This window comes from Cellulomonas sp. 73-92, from assembly GCF_001898175.1.
In the GTDB taxonomy this organism is placed as follows: domain Bacteria; phylum Actinomycetota; class Actinomycetes; order Actinomycetales; family Cellulomonadaceae; genus Cellulomonas.
The window spans coordinates 290,393-307,531 of the sequence record NZ_MKTH01000008.1 but is presented as its reverse complement, the minus strand read 5'-3'; the positions used below and the strand labels follow the sequence as shown (position 1 = coordinate 307,531).

The window sequence follows — 17,139 nt, the reverse complement described above, 5'->3', positions numbered from 1 at the left end:
CGCGCCCGGGCGCGGCGGCACGTCGCTCGCCGTTGGCACTCGCCTTGACCGAGTGCTAACGCCTTCCTAGAGTGAGGTTCTGGCACTCTCCCCGCGAGGGTGCCAACCGCTCCCACCGGCCCCGGCACCCGCGACGACGGCGGCCCGACGGTGCGGCCTGCAGACGTACGAACTACTCACATGCGAAGGGGAGGTCCGCTGTGTCGGTCTCCATCAAGCCGCTCGAGGACCGGATCGTCGTGAAGGCCCTCGAGGCCGAGACGACCACCGCGTTCGGGATCGTCATCCCGGACAGCGCGAAGGAGAAGCCGCAGGAGGGCGAGGTCGTCGCCGTCGGCCCGGGTCGCATCGACGACAAGGGCAACCGCGTGCCGCTCGACCTCGCCGTCGGCGACAAGGTCATCTACTCCAAGTACGGCGGCACCGAGGTGAAGTACGCCGGCGAGGAGTACCTCATCCTCTCGGCGCGCGACGTCCTGGCGGTCGTCGTCAAGTAGCGCCTCCGGGCCGTGCGGCCCGAAGAAGCTCGAGGGCCCCCTCCCGCACGGGAGGGGGCCCTCGCTGTCGTTCCGGCGCTGTCAGCCGACCCGGCGGGTGCTGGTGCGCTGGGCGAGGATCGCGGCCCGCTCGTCCTCGGAGAGCCCGCCCCACACCCCGTACGGCTCGCGGACCGCGAGCGACTGCTCACGGCACTCGCGGATGACGGGGCACGTGGCGCAGATCGCCTTGGCGGCCTCCGCCCGGCGGCGCCGTGCGGCGCCACGCTCGCCCTCGGGGTGGAAGAACAGGTTCTCGTCCGCGTCCCGGCAGGCGCCTCGGAACTGCCACTCCCAGAGCTCCATCACCGGCCCCGGCAGTCGTGAGATCTCGGCCACTGCAACCTCCTCGGTCGGGGCGGGGGCCACAGCCCCTGCCCGATCGGTTCGTCCCTTCCGAGGTGCCCGAACGGGACGATCCGGACGGTTGCTCGTCACGCTACAACCGCGTCAACGGTTGTTCAATACCCTTGCCTGTACCGCACCTATGAATCGATTTGGACGGCCGACCTAGACGCGCGTCCATGTTGTTGCTGGTCACGGCCATGATCGCCGTGGGAGCGGGTCCATGAGAGAACCGATTCACGATCTGCTGGCACAATCGGTCCCATGGACCGTGAGGAGGGTTCGGAACCCCTGCTCACCGTGGCCGCCGTCGCCCGGCGGCTCGGCGTTGCTCCCGGCACCCTGCGCACGTGGGACCGGCGCTACGGCCTCGGCCCGTCCGAGCACGCGGCGGGGGCGCACCGGCGCTACGGCAGCGCGGACCTCGCCCGTCTGATCGTCATGCGGCGCATGACCATCGACGGGGTGGCGCCCGCCGAGGCGGCCGAGATCGCCCGCTCCAGCCGACCGGACGCGCTGTTCGGTCCGTTCGCGGCGACCGAGCCCGAGCCCGACTCGCAGGACGTGCCGGTCGCCTCCGACGCCGTCGTCGACGCCGCGCTGGCGGCCGACGGCGCGGAGCTGCAGCGACTGCTCACGCTGCGCCCAGGCGACGACGTGCTGCAGTGGTGGTCCACGCTGGTGGAGCCCGTGTTCGCCGCGCTGGCGCGCCGGACGGTCATCGAGCGGCCGGGCGTGTCGCCGACGCTCGCGCTCGGCTCGGCGGCGGCGGTCGCGGTCCAGGCCGCGGTGCCCCCGGCCGTGGGCGGCCAGCCGGTCGTCCTGGTGTTCGCGCCGGGGACGCGGCTGTGGGTGCTCGGCGTCCACGTCGTGGCGGCCGCGCTGGCCGAGCGGGGCGCCGACGCCCGCGTGGTGTCCGGCGTGCTCCCGCCGCGACGCACGGTCGAGCTCGTCGCGATGACGCGCGCCGGAGCGGCGATCACGGTCGCGGACGCGGTCGCCCTCGACCTCTCGTCGGTCGAGCGGCTGGCCGCGGAGCGGCCGGACGTGCCGCAGTTCGTCATGCTCCCCGAGGCCGCCGCCGACCAGCTGCCGCTGGGGCGATCGGTCCACCGCGCGCGGACCATCACCGGCGTGGTCCACGAGGCGCTCGCCGCGGTCGGGCTCACCGGAACGGGGCAGGTTCGTGCACCCGTTCGGAGCACGGCCGGCTCGAGTCACAGAGGGTGATGTCCCTGGTCAACGGGCCTATATTCACCCGGATGGCCCAGCGGCAATCGTGACGACCCGGTCGACCCGGACATATCGTCGCGAGGGAGGGCCGGGCCGTCGCCCAACGTCACTTACGCGGCGGTCCGGGGCGGCCGATGATCCTCTCAGGCTGCCGTTCAGGGGGCGAATCGTAGGAGAGGGATGATGGCCGGGGTCATCGTGTGTCACGCGGCTGCGACGGTGCGCGAGCGGTTGGTGGTGACGTCGATCGGGGTGCCGGCGCTGGCGCCGGTGCGTGCCGCGGCGTCCGCGGACGAGCTCGTGACGCTGGCGCGCCGCGTCCCGCCGACCGTGGTGCTCATCGACGCGCACCTGCCGGGGGCGGGCACGCCCGACGCCATCCGTCGGCTCCGCTCCGTGGCGCCCGCCGCGGCCGTGGTCCTGCTCGCCGGGCCCGACGACGCCGTGGCGCTCGACCGGGCGCTGGCACTCGGAGCCCGCGGGTTCCTCGCCCCGGACATCGGCCGGCCGGAGCTGGCCGCGGTCGCCGCCCACGTGCAGGCGGGTCCCGTGCTCGCCGCCGCGCGCGCCCAGGGCGTCCCGCAACCGCAGCCCCCGTCGGCGGAGGACATGGACGGCGAGACGGGCTGGGACCTCGACGACGTGCCGGTGACCCCGGGGCCGCAGCGGATCGAGCTGACGAAGCGCGAGGTGCAGGTGCTCGTCGGGATGAGCAACGGCCGCTCGAACGCGCAGATCGGCCAGGAGCTGTTCCTCTCGGAGGACACCGTCAAGACCCACGCGCGCCGGCTGTTCCGCAAGCTCGGCGCGAACGACCGCGCGCAGGCGGTGGCGATCGGGCTCCGGCGGGGCATCATCCGCTGACCGGAGGGGCTCGGCCCGTCACTTATCCTGGTTCGATGACGGACCTCGCCGACCCGTTCGCCCGCACCGGTCTCACGTTCGACGACGTCCTCCTCCTCCCGGGTGAGACGGACGTCATCCCTTCCGAGGTCGACACGACCTCCCGGTTGACCCGGGAGATCTCCGTGCGCGTGCCGCTGGTCTCCGCCGCCATGGACACGGTCACCGAGTCCCGGATGGCCGTCGCCATGGCGCGGCAGGGCGGCGTGGGCGTCCTGCACCGCAACCTGTCGATCGAGGACCAGGCCCACCAGGTGGACCGCGTTAAGCGGTCGGAGTCCGGGATGGTCGGCGACCCGCTGACCGTCGGCCCCGACGCGACGCTCGCCGAGCTGGACCGGCTGTGCGGCACCTACCGCGTCTCCGGGCTGCCGGTGGTCGACGAGCAGCGCCACCTGCTCGGCATCATCACCAACCGCGACCTGCGCTTCGTGCCCGCGGCGGACTTCGAGCGGCGCACCGTGCGCGAGGTCATGACGCCGATGCCGCTGGTCACCGGCCCGGTGGGCATCGACCGCTCGTCGGCGGCCGCGCTGCTGGCCAAGCACAAGGTGGAGAAGCTGCCGCTCGTCGACGACGAGGGCGTGCTGGCCGGTCTCATCACCGTCAAGGACTTCGTCAAGTCCGAGCAGTACCCGCACGCGACGAAGGACGCCGAGGGGCGGCTCGTCGCCGCCGCGGCGATCGGCTTCTACGGCGACGCGTGGGAGCGGGCGACGGCGCTCGTCGAGGCCGGCGTCGACATCCTCGTGGTCGACACCGCCAACGGCCACGCCCGGCTGATGCTCGACATGGTGCGGCGCCTCAAGGCCGACCCGGCCACCCGGCACGTCCAGGTGATCGGCGGCAACGTCGCGACCACCGAGGGCGCCGCGGCGCTCGTCGAGGCCGGCGCGGACGCCGTCAAGGTCGGCGTCGGTCCGGGCTCCATCTGCACCACCCGCGTCGTCGCGGGCGTGGGCGTGCCGCAGGTGACCGCCATCTACGACGCCGCGCGCGTGTGCCGGCCCGCCGGTGTGCCGGTCATCGGCGACGGCGGCATCCAGTACTCCGGTGACATCGCCAAGGCCCTTGTCGCGGGCGCGGACACCGTCATGCTCGGCTCCCTGCTGGCCGGCTGCGACGAGTCGCCCGGTGACCTCGTCTTCGTCAACGGCAAGCAGTACAAGCACTACCGCGGCATGGGCTCGCTCGGCGCGATGGCGTCCCGGGGGCGGGTCTCGTACTCGAAGGACCGGTACTTCCAGGCCGACGTGCCGTCCGACGACAAGATCGTGCCCGAGGGCATCGAGGGGCAGGTGCCGTACCGGGGGCCGCTCGGTGCGGTGGCGCACCAGCTGGTCGGCGGGCTGCACCAGTCGATGTTCTACGTCGGGGCGCACACGATCGGCGAGCTGCAGGCGCGCGGGAAGTTCATCCGCATCACGCCGGCGGGGCTCAAGGAGTCGCACCCGCACGACATCCAGATGACCGTCGAGGCCCCGAACTACACCGTGCACTGACCCCGGTCACGTCGGCCGGCCGGCGGCGACGGCCACCGGCACCCGCACCGGCCAGTCGAGCTCGGCGCCCGGTCCCGGCAGGCCGTGCTCGTCGCGCCACGCGTTGAACGACTCCGCCCAGGTCAGGTGCGCGTGCGTCTGGTAGGCCTGCAGCGTCGCCAGGTCGAGGGCGGCCAGGTACGGGTAACGCTCGACGATCCGCTCCAGCAGGTCGAGCGTCGCGACGACGTCGACGTGCGCGGCGTGCAGCGCCTCCGGCGTCGCCACGCCGTAGACCGCGCAGAGGTCGCCCAGCCGGCGCTTGCCGGGCCGGGAGCGCTCCAGGGCGCGGTCGAGGACGAGCGGGTCGATGACCGCCCCGGCCGACCGGCCCAGCCGCTGCGTGACGGTCGGCAGGCCGTGGCGGCGCAGCTCGGCGTCGAGCAGCGACAGGTCGTAGCACGCGTTGAACGCGACCACCGGGGCCTCCGCGCGCCAGCCCGCGACGAGCGTCGCCGCGACCTCGTCGAGCGCCTCGGCCGCCGGCCGCCCCTCGGTCCGCGCCTGCTCCGTGGTGATGCCGTGGACGGCGGTGGCGGCCTCGGGGATGGGCACGCCGGGGTCGACGAGCCAGGTGCGTGCGTGGGTGCCCGTGGCGTCCCGGCGGACGACGGCGGCCGTGACGATCCGGTCCGTCCCGACGTCGACGCCCGTGGTCTCGGTGTCGAAGCCCACCAGCGGCCCGCCGTACCAGCCCATCGTCCTGCCCTCGTCCTCCCGTGCCTGCGCGGCAGCATGGCACCGGCTACCGACACCCCCCTCCTCGACACGCCCGCCCGGCGGAGCGCCCGGACCGGGGTGTCCGCGGCCCCGGTAGCCTGGGGCGGTGACCGAGGTCGAGATCGGGCGTGGCAAGCGCGGGCGACGCGCGTACTCCTTCGACGACATCGCGGTGGTGCCCTCGCGGCGCACGCGTGACCCCGAGGACGTGTCGGTGGCCTGGCAGATCGACGCCTACCACTTCGAGCTGCCGGTGGTCGCGGCGCCGATGGACTCGGTGATGAGCCCGACGACCGCGGTGGCGCTCGGGCGGCTCGGCGGCCTCGGCGTGCTCGACCTCGAGGGGCTGTGGACCCGGTACGAGGATCCCGAGCCGCTGCTCGCCGAGATCGCGTCGCTCGACCCCTCGCGCGCCACCGCACGCATGCAGGAGATCTACGCGGCGCCCATCCGGCCGGACCTCGTCACGTCCCGGCTGAAGGAGATCCGGGCCGCCGGGGTGACCGTCGCCGGCGCGCTGTCGCCGCAGCGGACGCAGGAGCACTGGCGCACCGTCGTCGACGCCGGCGTCGACCTCTTCGTCATCCGCGGCACCACGGTCTCCGCCGAGCACGTGTCCGGCCGCGCCGAGCCGCTCAACCTCAAGCGGTTCATCTACGAGCTGGACGTGCCGGTCATCGTCGGCGGCGCCTCCACCTACACCGCGGCGCTGCACCTCATGCGGACCGGTGCCGCGGGCGTGCTCGTCGGCTTCGGCGGGGGAGCGGCGCACACCACGCGGCTCTCGCTCGGGATCCACGCGCCGATGGCCACCGCCGTGGCGGACGTCGCCGCCGCCCGGCGCGACTACCTCGACGAGTCCGGTGGGCGCTACGTCCACGTCATCGCGGACGGCGGGGTCGGCCTCTCGGGCGACCTGGTCAAGGCGGTCGCGTGCGGCGCGGACGCCGTCATGCTCGGCGCCGCGCTCGCCCGTGCCACCGAGGCGCCCGGTCGCGGCTGGCACTGGGGTCCGGAGGCGCACCACCAGCTGCTGCCGCGTGGCGAACGCGTCGAGGTCGGCACCGCCGGCTCGCTGGAGCAGATCCTCTTCGGCCCCGGCCGGACCGCCGACGGCACGCTCAACCTCATCGGCGCCCTGCGCCGCGCGATGGCCACCACCGGGTACTCCGACGTCAAGGAGTTCCAGCGGGTCGAGGTCGTCGTCTCGCCGTACCAGCCGCAGTAGCCCGGCACGCCCTCCGGGCGCGGCGAGCCCTCGGGCGCCGCGCCTGAGTAGTCGTCGTCATGCCCGTCGACACCCGAGTCGGCCCGCTTCTGTGTTTGGCTCGCGCCGGTTGTGTTTGTTTGAGTTGACTTCCGGGTGAAACCGGCGCACCCTGTGGTCGTCGCGGCGCCGCTGCCGCGAACCGGCCGCAGGGCCGGGGGACGTGGGACACGGTGGTCATGTACGCACCCGAACGGCACCAGCAGATCCTCGGTCGCGCGCGCGCCGAAGGTCGGGTGGACGTCGCGGGCCTGGCCGCCGAGCTGGACGTCACGCCCGAGACGGTGCGCCGCGACCTGTCCGCCCTGGAGCGGATGGGGCTGGTGCGCCGCGTCCACGGGGGCGCGATCCCCGTCGAGCGGCTCGGCTTCGAGCCGGCGCTGGCCGAGCGCGAGCGCATGTTCTCGGCCGAGAAGGAGCGCATCGCCAAGGCCGCGCTCGACGAGCTGCCCGACGGCGGCGCCATCATCATCGACGCCGGCACCACCACCGTCCGCTTCGCGGACCTGCTGCCGAGCGACCGCGAGCTCATCGTCGTGACGCACGCCCTGCCCGTGGCGACCGTGCTCGCCTCGCGGCCCAACATCACCCTGCACGTCGTCGGCGGCCAGCTGCGCGGCCGCACCCTGGCGGCGGTCGGCGCGTGGGCCGAGCGCTCGCTCGCCGACGTGCGCGTCGACGTCGCCTTCCTCGGCACCAACGGCCTGACGGTCGAGGACGGCCTGACCACCCCGGACATCGCCGAGGCCATGGTCAAGCGCGCCCTCGTCGCGGCCGCGCGCCGCACCGTCGTGCTCGCCGACCACTCCAAGGTCGGCCGCACCGACCTCGCGCTCGTCGCGCCCCTGTCCAGCGTCGACACGCTCGTCACCGACACCGGCCTCGCGGCCGAGCTCGTCGACGAGATCGAAGCCGTAGGCCCGCGCGTCGTCCGCGCCTGATCCGCACCACCACCGAAGGAGAACGATGAAGGTCTTCCGCTTCTACGCCCCGGGCGACGTGCGGATCGAGGACGACTACCCCGAGCCGGTCGCCGGTCCCGGCGAGGTGAAGATCCGCGTGCGGGCCTGCTCGATGTGCGGCACCGACGTCAAGATCTCCACCTCCGGGCACCAGCGCATGCGCCCGCCGCGCGTCATGGGCCACGAGATCGCCGGCGAGATCGTCGAGGTCGGCGAGGGCGTCACCGGCTGGGCCGAGGGCGACCGGGTCCAGGTCATCGCTGCCATCCCGTGCGGCCACTGCGAGTTCTGCACCTCCGGCCTGCAGACGATCTGCCCCAACCAGCTGTCGATGGGCTACGACTTCGACGGCGGGTTCGCGCCGTACATGGTGGTTCCGCGCGAGGTGCTCGCCGTCGACGGCCTCAACCGGATCCCCGACGGGGTGTCCTTCGCCGAGGCGTCGGTCAGCGAGCCGTTCGCGTGCGCCATCAACGCGCAGGAGCTCGTCGACACGCACGAGGGCGACGTCGTCGTGGTCGTCGGCTCCGGCCCGATCGGCTGCCTGCACGTGCGCCTGGCACGGGCGCGCGGGGCCGGCGAGGTCTACCTCGTCGAGCTCAGCCGGGACCGCCTCGACCTCGCCGCGCAGATCGTCAAGCCCGACGCGGCGATCTGCTCCGCCGAGACCGACCCGATCCAGGCCGTGCTCGACCTCACCGGCGGCAAGGGCGTCAGCCTGGCGATCACGGCCGCCGCGTCCGGCGCCGCGCAGGAGCAGGCGCTGCGCATGCTCGCCCCGCGCGGGCGCATCTCCCTGTTCGGCGGCCTGCCCAAGGACAAGCCGACGATCACCCTGGACTCCAACCTCGTGCACTACCGCGAGCTGTCGATCTGGGGCGCCAACGGCTCGAGCCCCGCCCACAACAAGCAGGCGCTCGCGCACATCGCGGACGGCAGCGTGCCCGTCGCGGACCTCATCACCCACCGGCTGCCGCTCGAGGCGATCCGCGACGGCCTCGACATCGTCCGTGCCGGCACGGGCATCAAGGTCACCATCGAGCCGTGAGGCGGTGACCCGCCGGGCGGCCTCCACCGAGGCCGCCCGGCACCACCCCGGCAGGGCATCGCGCCGGGACGCACCACAGCGATCAACGACGATTCGCGCCGGGTGGGGGGCCTCGCTCCGCACCCGACCGCCACACCGACAGGAGAGTGAGCGGCATGTCTGCAGCAGCAGCGCCGACGGTTGCCCCCACCGTGCGCCGGGGCAAGAGCGCACAGGTCAGGATCCAGAAGTTCGGGACGTTCCTGACCGGCATGATCATGCCCAACCTCCCGGCGTTCCTCGCCTGGGGCCTCATCACGTCCTTCTTCATCGCCGCCGGCTGGACGCCGAACGGCATCATCGGCGGCTTCGCCAACGCCGACACCTCAAGCTGGCAGGGCGCCGCGACGGCGCTGGCCAAGGCGGCCGACGGCACGACGTTCCACCAGTACCTCGGGCTCGTCGGCCCCATGGTGACCTACCTGCTGCCGTTGCTCATCGCCAACGCCGGCGGCCGCATCGTGTACGGCGCCCGCGGCGCCGTCGTGGCGTCGATCGCGACGGTGGGCGTCATCGTCGGCTCGACCGTGCCGATGTTCCTCGGTGCGATGGTCGTCGGCCCGCTGGCCGCCTGGCTCATGAAGCAGGTCGACCGCATCTGGGCGGACAAGATCCGACCCGGCTTCGAGATGCTCGTCGACATGTTCTCCGCCGGCATCCTCGGCGCCGGGCTGTCGATCGGCGCGTTCTTCGGCATCGCGCCGATCGTCACGCACGTCAGCGCGTGGCTCGGCAACATCGTCAACTGGCTGGCCAACCACCAGCTCATGCCGGTCATGAGCATCATCGTCGAGCCGGCGAAGGTGCTGTTCCTCAACAACGCGATCGGCAACGGCGTGCTGGTGCCGCTCGGCGCCCAGCAGGTCACGCAGCAGGGCAAGTCGCTGCTCTTCCTGGTCGAGGCCAACCCCGGCCCCGGCTTCGGCATCCTGCTTGCCTATGCCCTGCTCGGTGTCGGCGTCGCGCGGTCCAGCGCGCCGGGCGCCATCATCATCCAGTTCTTCGGCGGCATCCACGAGGTGTACTTCCCGTTCGTCCTCATGAAGCCGGCGCTCATCGTCGCCGCGATCCTCGGCGGCGCCACCGGCGTGGCGACCAACGTCGTCTTCGGCTCCGGCCTGCGCGGCCCGGCGGCACCGGGCAGCATCATCGCGGTGCTCACGGCGACGCCGCGCGGCAGCTTCGTCGGCGTCATCCTCTCGGTCGTCCTGTCGGCCGCCGTGTCCTTCGTCGTCGCGGCGATCATCCTGCGGGCCTCGCGCAAGCGGGACCTGGCGGCGGGTGAGAGCGGCGACCTGGCGGCCGCGATCGAGCAGACCGAGGCGAACAAGGGCAAGGCCAGCGCCTCGCTCGCCCACCTCGCCCAGGTCAACGACATCGCGGGGACCCGGGGGGCCGCCACCGCCACCCTCGCGCGGCCGATCCACTCCATCGTCTTCGCGTGCGACGGCGGCATGGGCTCGAGCGCGATGGGCGCGAGCATCCTGCGCGACAAGCTGAAGAAGGCCGGCGTCCCGGACGTCAAGGTCGAGTTCAAGGCGGTCGCCCAGCTCGAGGACGGCGCGGACATCGTCATCAGCCAGCGCGAGCTGACGGACCGGGCGCGGCACAAGGCGCCGAGCTCGCGGCACGTCTCGGTGGACAACTTCCTCGCCAGCCCGGTGTACGACGACGTCGTGGCCGAGGCCAAGGCGGCGGCCGGGAGCCCGTCGTGACCCAGGACGTCCTCACCCGGGACCTCGTCGTCGCGCCGGGCACCGCCCGGACGAAGGAGGAGGCCATCCGGGAGGCCGGGGCCCTGCTCGTCGGCTGCGGCTCGGTGACGCCGGCCTACGTCGACGCGATGGCGGCTCGGGAGCAGCTGGTCTCCACCTACATGGGCAGCTGGCTGGCGATCCCGCACGGCACGGACGAGTCGAAGGGCGACATCGTCGCCTCGGCGCTCTGCCTGATCCGGTACGACGAGCCCATCGAGTGGGGCGCCGGCCAGCCGGTGCGCGTCGTCGTCGGCATCGCCGGCGTCGGTGAGGAGCACCTGTCGATCCTGTCGAAGATCGCCCTGATCTTCTCCGACCCCACCGAGGTGGAGAAGGTCCTGGCGGCGGCGGGTCCCGACGAGCTCTACGCGCTGATCCAGCAGGTCAACGAGTGAGCATCCCCGGGGGTGGTGCGGCGATCCGCAGCGTCGCGCCACCCCCGGGGAGTGGTTGGCTGTGCACCGTGCAGCCGAGGAAGGCGCTCCCGTGATCGTCACCGTCACGCCCAACCCGAGCCTCGACCGGGCGCTCGAGGTCGACCACCTCGCCATCGGCGAGGTGAACCGGGCGCACGCCGTCCACGTCGACGCCGGCGGCAAGGGCATCAACGTCTCCCGTGCCCTCGTCCGCCAGGGGATCGCCTCGCTCGCCGTGCTGCCGGTCGGCGGCGTCGACGGCGCGCGGCTGGTCAGCCTGCTCGCCGAGCACGGCGTCCCCGCGGCGCCCGTGCCGGTGCACGGCGACACCCGCTCGAACGTCACGCTGGTCGACGCGTCCGGCGCGACCACCAAGGTCAACGAGCCCGGCGTGCCGATGACGCCCGACGAGGTCGACGCCCTGCTCGGCGTGGTCGCCGAGCAGCTGGCCGCGGGCCCGGCCGCCGTGGTGGCCGCGGGGTCGCTGCCCGTGGGAGCGGGCGACGACTTCTTCGTGCGGCTGGCGGCGCTGGCCGGGCGCCACGGCGTGCGGGTCGCGCTCGACACCTCCGGCACGCCGCTGGCGCACGCGGTCCACGCCGGCGGTCTCGAGCTGATCAAGCCCAACGAGCACGAGCTCGCCGAGCTCGTCGGGCGCGAGATCGTCACCGTCGGCGACACCGTCGCGGCCGCGCGCGAGGCCATCGCCGCCGGCACGCGCGCGGTGCTCGTCTCCCTGGGTGCCCAGGGCGCCGTGCTCGTCACCGCGGAGCAGGCGTGGTGGGCCGGCGGCCCGCCGCTGCAGCCGGCCTCGACCGTCGGGGCCGGCGACACCACCCTGGCGGGCTACCTGTCCGCGGTCGGGCGCGAGCCGGGGGAGCGCCTGCGCGCCGCCGTCGCGTGGGGGCGTGCCGCCGTGCTGCTCCCGGGCACCCAGGTGCCCGCCCCATCCCAGATCGACCTCGCGGCGGTCCGGCTGGTGCCGGACCCCGACCCCGACATGCCCCTCAAGGAGCTGTGCGGCTGATCGCCGCCGGAAGGACACCCATGCCCACCCGCACCGTCGCCGTCGCCTCCCGCGTCGGCCTGCACGCCCGGCCGGCCGCCCTGTTCACGCAGGCCGTGACCGCCGCCGGTATCCCGGTCACGATCGCCACCGACGGCCGCCCGCCGGTCAACGCCGCGAGCATCCTCATGGTGATGGCCCTCGGCGTGCCGCACGGCCAGGAGGTCACGCTGGCCGCCGAGGGGGACAAGGCCGAGCAGGTGCTCGACCAGCTCGTCGCGCTGCTCGCCACGGACCTGGACGCCACCGCCTGACCCTCGCGCGGCTCTCCGCGCGTCGCCAGGGCGCGGACGTACCCTGACGCGCATGGCGCACCCCGAGCTCCACGACCCGGAGACCGACCCCCTCGCGACCTACGTGCTCGAGCCGGACGACCTGCGTTCCCTGCTGCGCCGGATCGTCGTCGGCCCCGGTCGCGCCACCCACACGCCGGTCGCACCCTTCACCGGCGCACCGATCGCCCCGGTGCCGGTGTCGACGCCGGACGACGTGGTGCTCGCCGCCCGCCGCGCCCGGGCGGCGCAGCGGCTGTGGGCCGCCCGGCCGCTGCGGGAGCGTGCGGCGGTGCTGCTGCGGATGCACGACCTGCTGCTGGCCCGCCAGTCCGACGTGCTGGACCTGGTCCAGATCGAGACCGGCAAGGCGCGCGTCCACGCGTTCGAGGAGGTCGTCGACGTCGCCAACCACGCGCGGCACTACGCGCTGCGCGCGCACGCGTACCTGCGAGACCGCCGGGTGCTCGGCGTGGTGCCCGGGCTGTCCGCGACGCGCGTGGTCCGGCACCCGGTCGGCGTCGTCGGCGTCGTCGCGCCGTGGAACATGCCGCTGATCTTCGCCGCCTCCGACGTGATCCCGGCGCTCGTCGCGGGCAACGCGGTGGTGCTGCGCCCGGACCCGGCGACCACGCTGACGGCGCTGTGGGTGGCCGAGCTCCTCGACGACGCCGGTCTGCCGGACGACGTGCTCCAGGTGGTCACCGGCGGGCCCGAGGTGGGCGCGGCGGTGGTCGACGCCGCCGATGCGGTGATCTTCACCGGGTCGACCCGCTCGGGGCGGCAGGTCGCCGCCCAGGCGGGCGCGCGGATGATCCCGACGACCCTCGAGCTCGGCGGCAAGAACGGCGTCTACGTGGCCGACGACGTCGACCCGGCCGTGACGGCGTCCGGCCTGGTCCGCACGTGCTTCGCCGGTGTCGGGCAGGTGTGCGTCACGGCCGAGCGGGTGTACGTCCACGAGGCGGTGTACGACGAGGTGGTCGAGGCCTTCGTCGAGGCCACGGCGGCCCTGCGCCTGGGCGCCGGGCTGGACTACCGGGCGGAGCTGGGGTCGCTGTCGTCGGCGACGCAGCTCGCGCGGGTCGTGGAGCACGTCGAGGACGCGGTCGGCGCCGGCGCGCGGGTGCTCACGGGCGGCGAGCAGCGCCCCGACCTGGGGCCCTGCTTCTACGCGCCGACGATCCTGGCGGACGTGCCCGCCGAGGCGCGGTGCTCCCGGGAGGAGACGTTCGGCCCGGTGGTGGCGATCTACCCGGTGGCGTCCGACGACGAGGCCGTGGCCGCCATCAACGACACCGAGTACGGCCTGGCGGCCGGCGTGTGGACCGCCGACGAGCGCCGGGGCTGGTCGATCGCCCGCCGGCTCCGCGCCGGCAGCGTCGCCGTCAACGAGGCGTACGTGGTGCCGTGGGGCGCCGTCGGCGCGCCCCAGTCGGGGTGGGGCGCCTCGGGCCTCGGCGCGCGGCACGGCCGCGAGGCGATCCAGGCCGTGACGCGCGTGCAGACCATCGCGCTGCAGCACGGGACGCACGGGCTCGTCGGCGGCCGCGGGCCCGGCATCGGGCTGGACCGGCTGTTCGCGCTCGGCGGCGACGTCATGACGCCGCTGTACACCGGGGCGCTGCGCGCGATGAAGGCGGTGCGGCTGCCGTAGAGACAGCGACGTCCGGGAACCGAGGGTCCCCGGACGTCGCTACGAGCGCGAGGCGTCAGGCCTTCGCGGCCTCGATCACCTCGACGGCCTGCCGGGCGATGGCCAGCTCCTCGTTCGTCGGGAAGACGAGCACGGTGACCGGGCTGTCGTCGGTCGAGATGACCTTCGGCCCGCCGCGGCCCTCGTTGCGGGCGGGGTCCAGGACGATGCCGAGCGGTTCGAGGCCCGCGCACGCAGCGGCGCGCACGATGTCGTCGTTCTCGCCGACGCCGGCCGTGAACACCAGCACGTCGAGGCGCCCGAGGATCGCGTGGTAGGCGCCGATGTACTTCTTCAGCCGGTGCACGTAGACGTCGAGCGCGAGCTTGGCCGAGGCGTCGCCCGACTGCACCAGGGAGTGCAGCGCGCGGAAGTCGTTCTCGCCCGAGATGCCCTTGATGCCGGACCGCCGGTTGAGCAGGTCGTCGATGTCGTCGATCGACATGCCGGCGTTGCGGTGCAGGTGGAAGACGACGGCGGGGTCGATGTCGCCCGACCGCGTCCCCATGACGAGCCCCTCGAGCGGGGTCAGGCCCATCGACGTGTCGACCGCCCGACCGCCGGCGACCGCCGACGCCGACGCGCCGTTGCCGAGGTGCAGCACGATCTGGTTGAGCTCCTCGACCGGCCGGCCGAGGTATTTCGGCACCTCGTGGGACACGAACTGGTGCGACGTGCCGTGGGCGCCGTAGCGGCGCACCTGGTGCTGCGCGGCCACCTCGGCGTCGATGGCGTAGGTCGCGGCCTCCGCCGGCAGGTCGCGGAAGAACGCGGTGTCGAACACGGCGACCTGCGGCACGTCCGGCAGCAGCCGGCGGGTGACCCGCATCCCCGTGACGTGCGCCGGGTTGTGCAGCGGGCCGAGCGGGGACAGCGCGTCGATCTGCGCGACCACCTCGTCGTCGATGAGAGCGGGGCCGGCGAACACCGCGCCGCCCTGGACCACGCGGTGGCCGACGGCGACCACGTTCGAGTCGTGCAGCGCCGGCCCGACCTCCTCGAAGAGCCCGAGGACGATCCGCATGCCCTCCTCGTGGTCCGCGATCGCCAGCTGGCGCGTGGTCGTCTGGCCGGCGTGGCTGTGCTTGACGGCGCCGGTCTTCTCCCCGATGCGCTCGACGAGCCCCGACGCGACCGCCTGGCCTGCGACCGGGTCGACGAGCTGGTACTTGATGGACGACGAACCGGAGTTGACGACCAGGACGGTGGACGAGGGATTCATCGGGTGACGGCCTCCGCGGCGATCTGTTCGGGCTGCGCGGCGCCGGACGGCGTCTGCGCCTGGATCGCCGTGATGGCGACGGTGTTGACGATGTCCTGGACCAGCGCGCCCCGGGACAGGTCGTTGACCGGCTTGCGCAGGCCCTGGAGCACCGGGCCGACGGCCACGGCGCCGGCCGAGCGCTGCACGGCCTTGTACGTGTTGTTGCCGGTGTTGAGGTCGGGGAACACGAAGACGGTGGCCCGGCCGGCGACGGTCGACTCCGGCAGCTTCGTCTTGGCGACCGACGCGTCGACGGCGGCGTCGTACTGGATCGGGCCCTCGACCGAGAGGTCGGGCCGGCGCTCGCGGACGAGCGCCGTCGCCTCGCGCACCTTGTCGACGTCGGCGCCCGAGCCGGACGTGCCGGTGGAGTACGAGAGCATCGCGATGCGCGGCTCGATGCCGAACTGGGCCGCGGTCTCGGCGGACGAGATGGCGATGTCCGCCAGCTGCTCCGTCGTCGGGTCGGGGATCACCGCGCAGTCGGCGTAGACGAGCACGCGGTCCTCGAGGCACATGAGGAAGCACGACGAGACGGAGCCGACGCCGGGGACGGTCTTGATGATCTCGAAGGAGGGCTTGATGGTGTGCGCCGTGGTGTGGCTGGCACCGGACACCATGCCGTCGGCCAGGCCGAGGTGGACCATCATCGTGCCGAAGTACGAGACGTCGGTGACGACCTCGCGCGCCCGCTCGAGCGTCATGCCCTTGTGCTTGCGCAGCTGGGTGTACTCGACCGCGAACCGCTCGGTGAGCTCGCCGGCGGTGGGGTTGATCACCTGGGCGCCGTCGAGCACCAGGCCGAGCTCGGTGGCGCGGGTGCGGATCGCGGCCTCGTCGCCGAGGATCGTCAGGTCCGCGACCGAGCGCTGCAGCAGCGTCGAGGCGGCGCGCAGGATCCGGTCGTCGTTGCCCTCCGGCAGCACGATCCGCTTGCGGTCGCCCCGCGCGCGGTCGAGGAGCTGGTACTCGAACATCAGCGGCGTGACGACCTCGACGCGCGGCACGTCGAGCGCCGAGAGCAGGCCGGGCCCGTCGACGTACTTCTCGAAGAGGGCCATCGCGGTGTCGATCTTGCGCTGCGACTCGCGCGTCAGCCGCCCGCGGGTGCCGCTGGCGGCGCTGGCGGTGCGGAACGTGCCGAGCTCGGTGACGAGGATCGGCAGGCGCGCGGCCAGGCCGGACACGAGCCGGCTGATGGTCGGCGAGGGGTTGAAACCACCGGTGAGGATCACGCCGGCGAGGTTCGGGAAGCCCTCCGCCTGGTGCGCCAGCAGCAGGCCGAGCAGCACGTCGTTGCGGTCGCCGGGGGTGATGACGACGGCGCCCGGCTGGAGCCGCTCGAGCAGGTGCTCGACGCTCATCGCGCCCACCAGCACGTCGAGGACCTCGCGCGAGAGCAGCGTCTCGTCGCCGCCGATGAGCGTCGCGCCGACCGCGTCCGCCAGCTCGCGCAGCGTCGGGGCGAACAGCAGCGAGTCCTCGGGGATCGCCCAGACCGGCACGTGCCCGCAGGCGATGTGGGACCGGATCGCGTCGAGCTCGGTGGCGGCGGCGCGGTTGACGACGCACGCCACGACCTGCGCGTGGTTCGCCGCCATCTCGGTGTGCGCGATCTCCGCGACGTCGCGGATCTGGTCCGGCGTGCGGTTCCGGCCGCTGACGACGAGCACCGTCGGGGCGCCGAGGTTGGCGGCGATCCGCGCGTTGTACGCCAGCTCGGTCGGCCCGGCCACGTCCGTGTAGTCGGAGCCGACGACGACGACGGCGTCGCAGCGCCGCTCGACGTCGTGGAAGCGCTGGACGATCTTCGCGAGCGCCGCGTCGGGGTCGTCGATCACCTGCTGGTAGCTGACGCCGACCGCGTCGTCGTAGGGGATCTCCACCCCGTCGTGGGCGAGGAGCAGCTCGAGGATGTAGTCGTGGACGTCCGTCGAGCGGGCGACGGGCCGGAACACCCCCACGCGGGCCACCGTGCGGGTCAGCAGGTCGACGAGCCCCAGGGCGACGGTCGACTTGCCGGTGTCGCCCTCAGGGGAAGCGATGTAGATGGTTCGGGCCACGGGGGCATCTC

At 73.5% G+C, this 17,139-nt stretch carries 16 protein-coding genes; 12 read left to right on the top strand and 4 right to left on the bottom strand.

What is annotated here, in order from left to right; all coding sequences use genetic code 11:
* The first annotated feature begins 200 nt into the window (after positions 1–200).
* Positions 201–497: a co-chaperone GroES gene (groES, locus tag BGO37_RS04860; RefSeq protein ID WP_291752773.1), complete on the top strand. Its 297-nt coding sequence runs from the start codon at positions 201–203 to the stop codon at positions 495–497.
* A gap of 81 nt (positions 498–578) precedes the next feature.
* On the opposite strand, the gene BGO37_RS04855 is transcribed toward groES, so the two are convergent.
* Positions 579–875 carry a WhiB family transcriptional regulator gene (locus BGO37_RS04855; protein ID WP_291752772.1) on the bottom strand — a complete coding sequence of 99 codons (297 nt, stop codon included), beginning with the start codon at positions 873–875 and terminating at the stop codon, positions 579–581.
* Positions 876–1,145: 270 nt separating this feature from the next.
* Between BGO37_RS04855 and BGO37_RS04850 the strand changes: the two genes are divergently transcribed.
* The 3 genes from BGO37_RS04850 to guaB all read left to right on the top strand — a co-directional run bounded on the left by BGO37_RS04850 (position 1,146) and on the right by guaB (position 4,519).
* Positions 1,146–2,111, top strand: coding sequence for a MerR family transcriptional regulator (locus BGO37_RS04850; RefSeq protein WP_291752771.1), 966 nt, complete (start codon positions 1,146–1,148; stop codon positions 2,109–2,111).
* Positions 2,112–2,297: 186 nt separating this feature from the next.
* Positions 2,298–2,978 carry a response regulator transcription factor gene (locus tag BGO37_RS04845; protein WP_291752770.1) on the top strand — a complete coding sequence of 227 codons (681 nt, stop codon included), beginning with the start codon at positions 2,298–2,300 and terminating at the stop codon, positions 2,976–2,978.
* Positions 2,979–3,013: 35 nt separating this feature from the next.
* On the top strand, positions 3,014–4,519 hold the full coding sequence (gene guaB, locus BGO37_RS04840; protein WP_291752769.1) for an IMP dehydrogenase: 1,506 nt from the start codon (positions 3,014–3,016) through the stop codon (positions 4,517–4,519).
* A gap of 6 nt (positions 4,520–4,525) precedes the next feature.
* Here the strand turns inward: guaB and BGO37_RS04835 are convergent, their stop codons facing one another.
* A complete protein-coding gene (locus tag BGO37_RS04835) occupies positions 4,526–5,257 on the bottom strand; it encodes an exonuclease domain-containing protein (RefSeq protein ID WP_291752768.1) in 732 nt (243 codons plus the stop codon).
* A 127-nt stretch (positions 5,258–5,384) separates the two neighbouring features.
* On the opposite strand from BGO37_RS04835, the gene BGO37_RS04830 reads away from it, so the two are divergent.
* The 8 genes from BGO37_RS04830 (at position 5,385) to BGO37_RS04795 (ending at position 13,762) form a co-directional block, all read left to right on the top strand.
* Positions 5,385–6,506: a GuaB3 family IMP dehydrogenase-related protein gene (locus tag BGO37_RS04830; protein WP_291752767.1), complete on the top strand. Its 1,122-nt coding sequence runs from the start codon at positions 5,385–5,387 to the stop codon at positions 6,504–6,506.
* 218 nt (positions 6,507–6,724) lie between these two features.
* Positions 6,725–7,486: a DeoR/GlpR family DNA-binding transcription regulator gene (locus BGO37_RS04825; protein WP_291752766.1), complete on the top strand. Its 762-nt coding sequence runs from the start codon at positions 6,725–6,727 to the stop codon at positions 7,484–7,486.
* Positions 7,487–7,511: 25 nt separating this feature from the next.
* Complete coding sequence (locus BGO37_RS04820) at positions 7,512–8,555, top strand: zinc-dependent dehydrogenase (protein ID WP_291752765.1); 1,044 nt, start codon at positions 7,512–7,514, stop codon at positions 8,553–8,555.
* A 155-nt stretch (positions 8,556–8,710) separates the two neighbouring features.
* Positions 8,711–10,309: a PTS mannitol transporter subunit IICB gene (locus BGO37_RS04815; protein WP_291752764.1), complete on the top strand. Its 1,599-nt coding sequence runs from the start codon at positions 8,711–8,713 to the stop codon at positions 10,307–10,309.
* Positions 10,306–10,746, top strand: a complete 441-nt coding sequence (locus tag BGO37_RS04810) for a PTS sugar transporter subunit IIA (RefSeq protein ID WP_291752763.1) — start codon at positions 10,306–10,308, stop codon at positions 10,744–10,746. The genes BGO37_RS04815 and BGO37_RS04810 overlap by 4 nt, the downstream gene beginning before the upstream one ends.
* Positions 10,747–10,837: 91 nt before the next feature.
* Positions 10,838–11,794 (top strand): 1-phosphofructokinase, encoded by a 957-nt coding sequence (gene pfkB, locus BGO37_RS04805; protein WP_291752762.1) that lies wholly within the window; start codon positions 10,838–10,840, stop codon positions 11,792–11,794.
* Between the two features lie 20 nt (positions 11,795–11,814).
* Positions 11,815–12,087, top strand: coding sequence for an HPr family phosphocarrier protein (locus BGO37_RS04800; protein ID WP_291752761.1), 273 nt, complete (start codon positions 11,815–11,817; stop codon positions 12,085–12,087).
* Between the two features lie 52 nt (positions 12,088–12,139).
* Positions 12,140–13,762 (top strand): succinic semialdehyde dehydrogenase, encoded by a 1,623-nt coding sequence (locus BGO37_RS04795; protein WP_291752760.1) that lies wholly within the window; start codon positions 12,140–12,142, stop codon positions 13,760–13,762.
* 55 nt (positions 13,763–13,817) lie between these two features.
* Here the strand turns inward: BGO37_RS04795 and BGO37_RS04790 are convergent, their stop codons facing one another.
* Both BGO37_RS04790 and pta read right to left on the bottom strand, forming a co-directional pair.
* A complete protein-coding gene (locus tag BGO37_RS04790) occupies positions 13,818–15,023 on the bottom strand; it encodes an acetate/propionate family kinase (protein ID WP_291752758.1) in 1,206 nt (401 codons plus the stop codon).
* Complete coding sequence (gene pta, locus BGO37_RS04785; RefSeq protein WP_291752756.1) at positions 15,020–17,128, bottom strand: phosphate acetyltransferase; 2,109 nt, start codon at positions 17,126–17,128, stop codon at positions 15,020–15,022. The genes BGO37_RS04790 and pta overlap by 4 nt, the downstream gene beginning before the upstream one ends.
* Between the last annotated feature and the right edge of the window lie 11 nt (positions 17,129–17,139).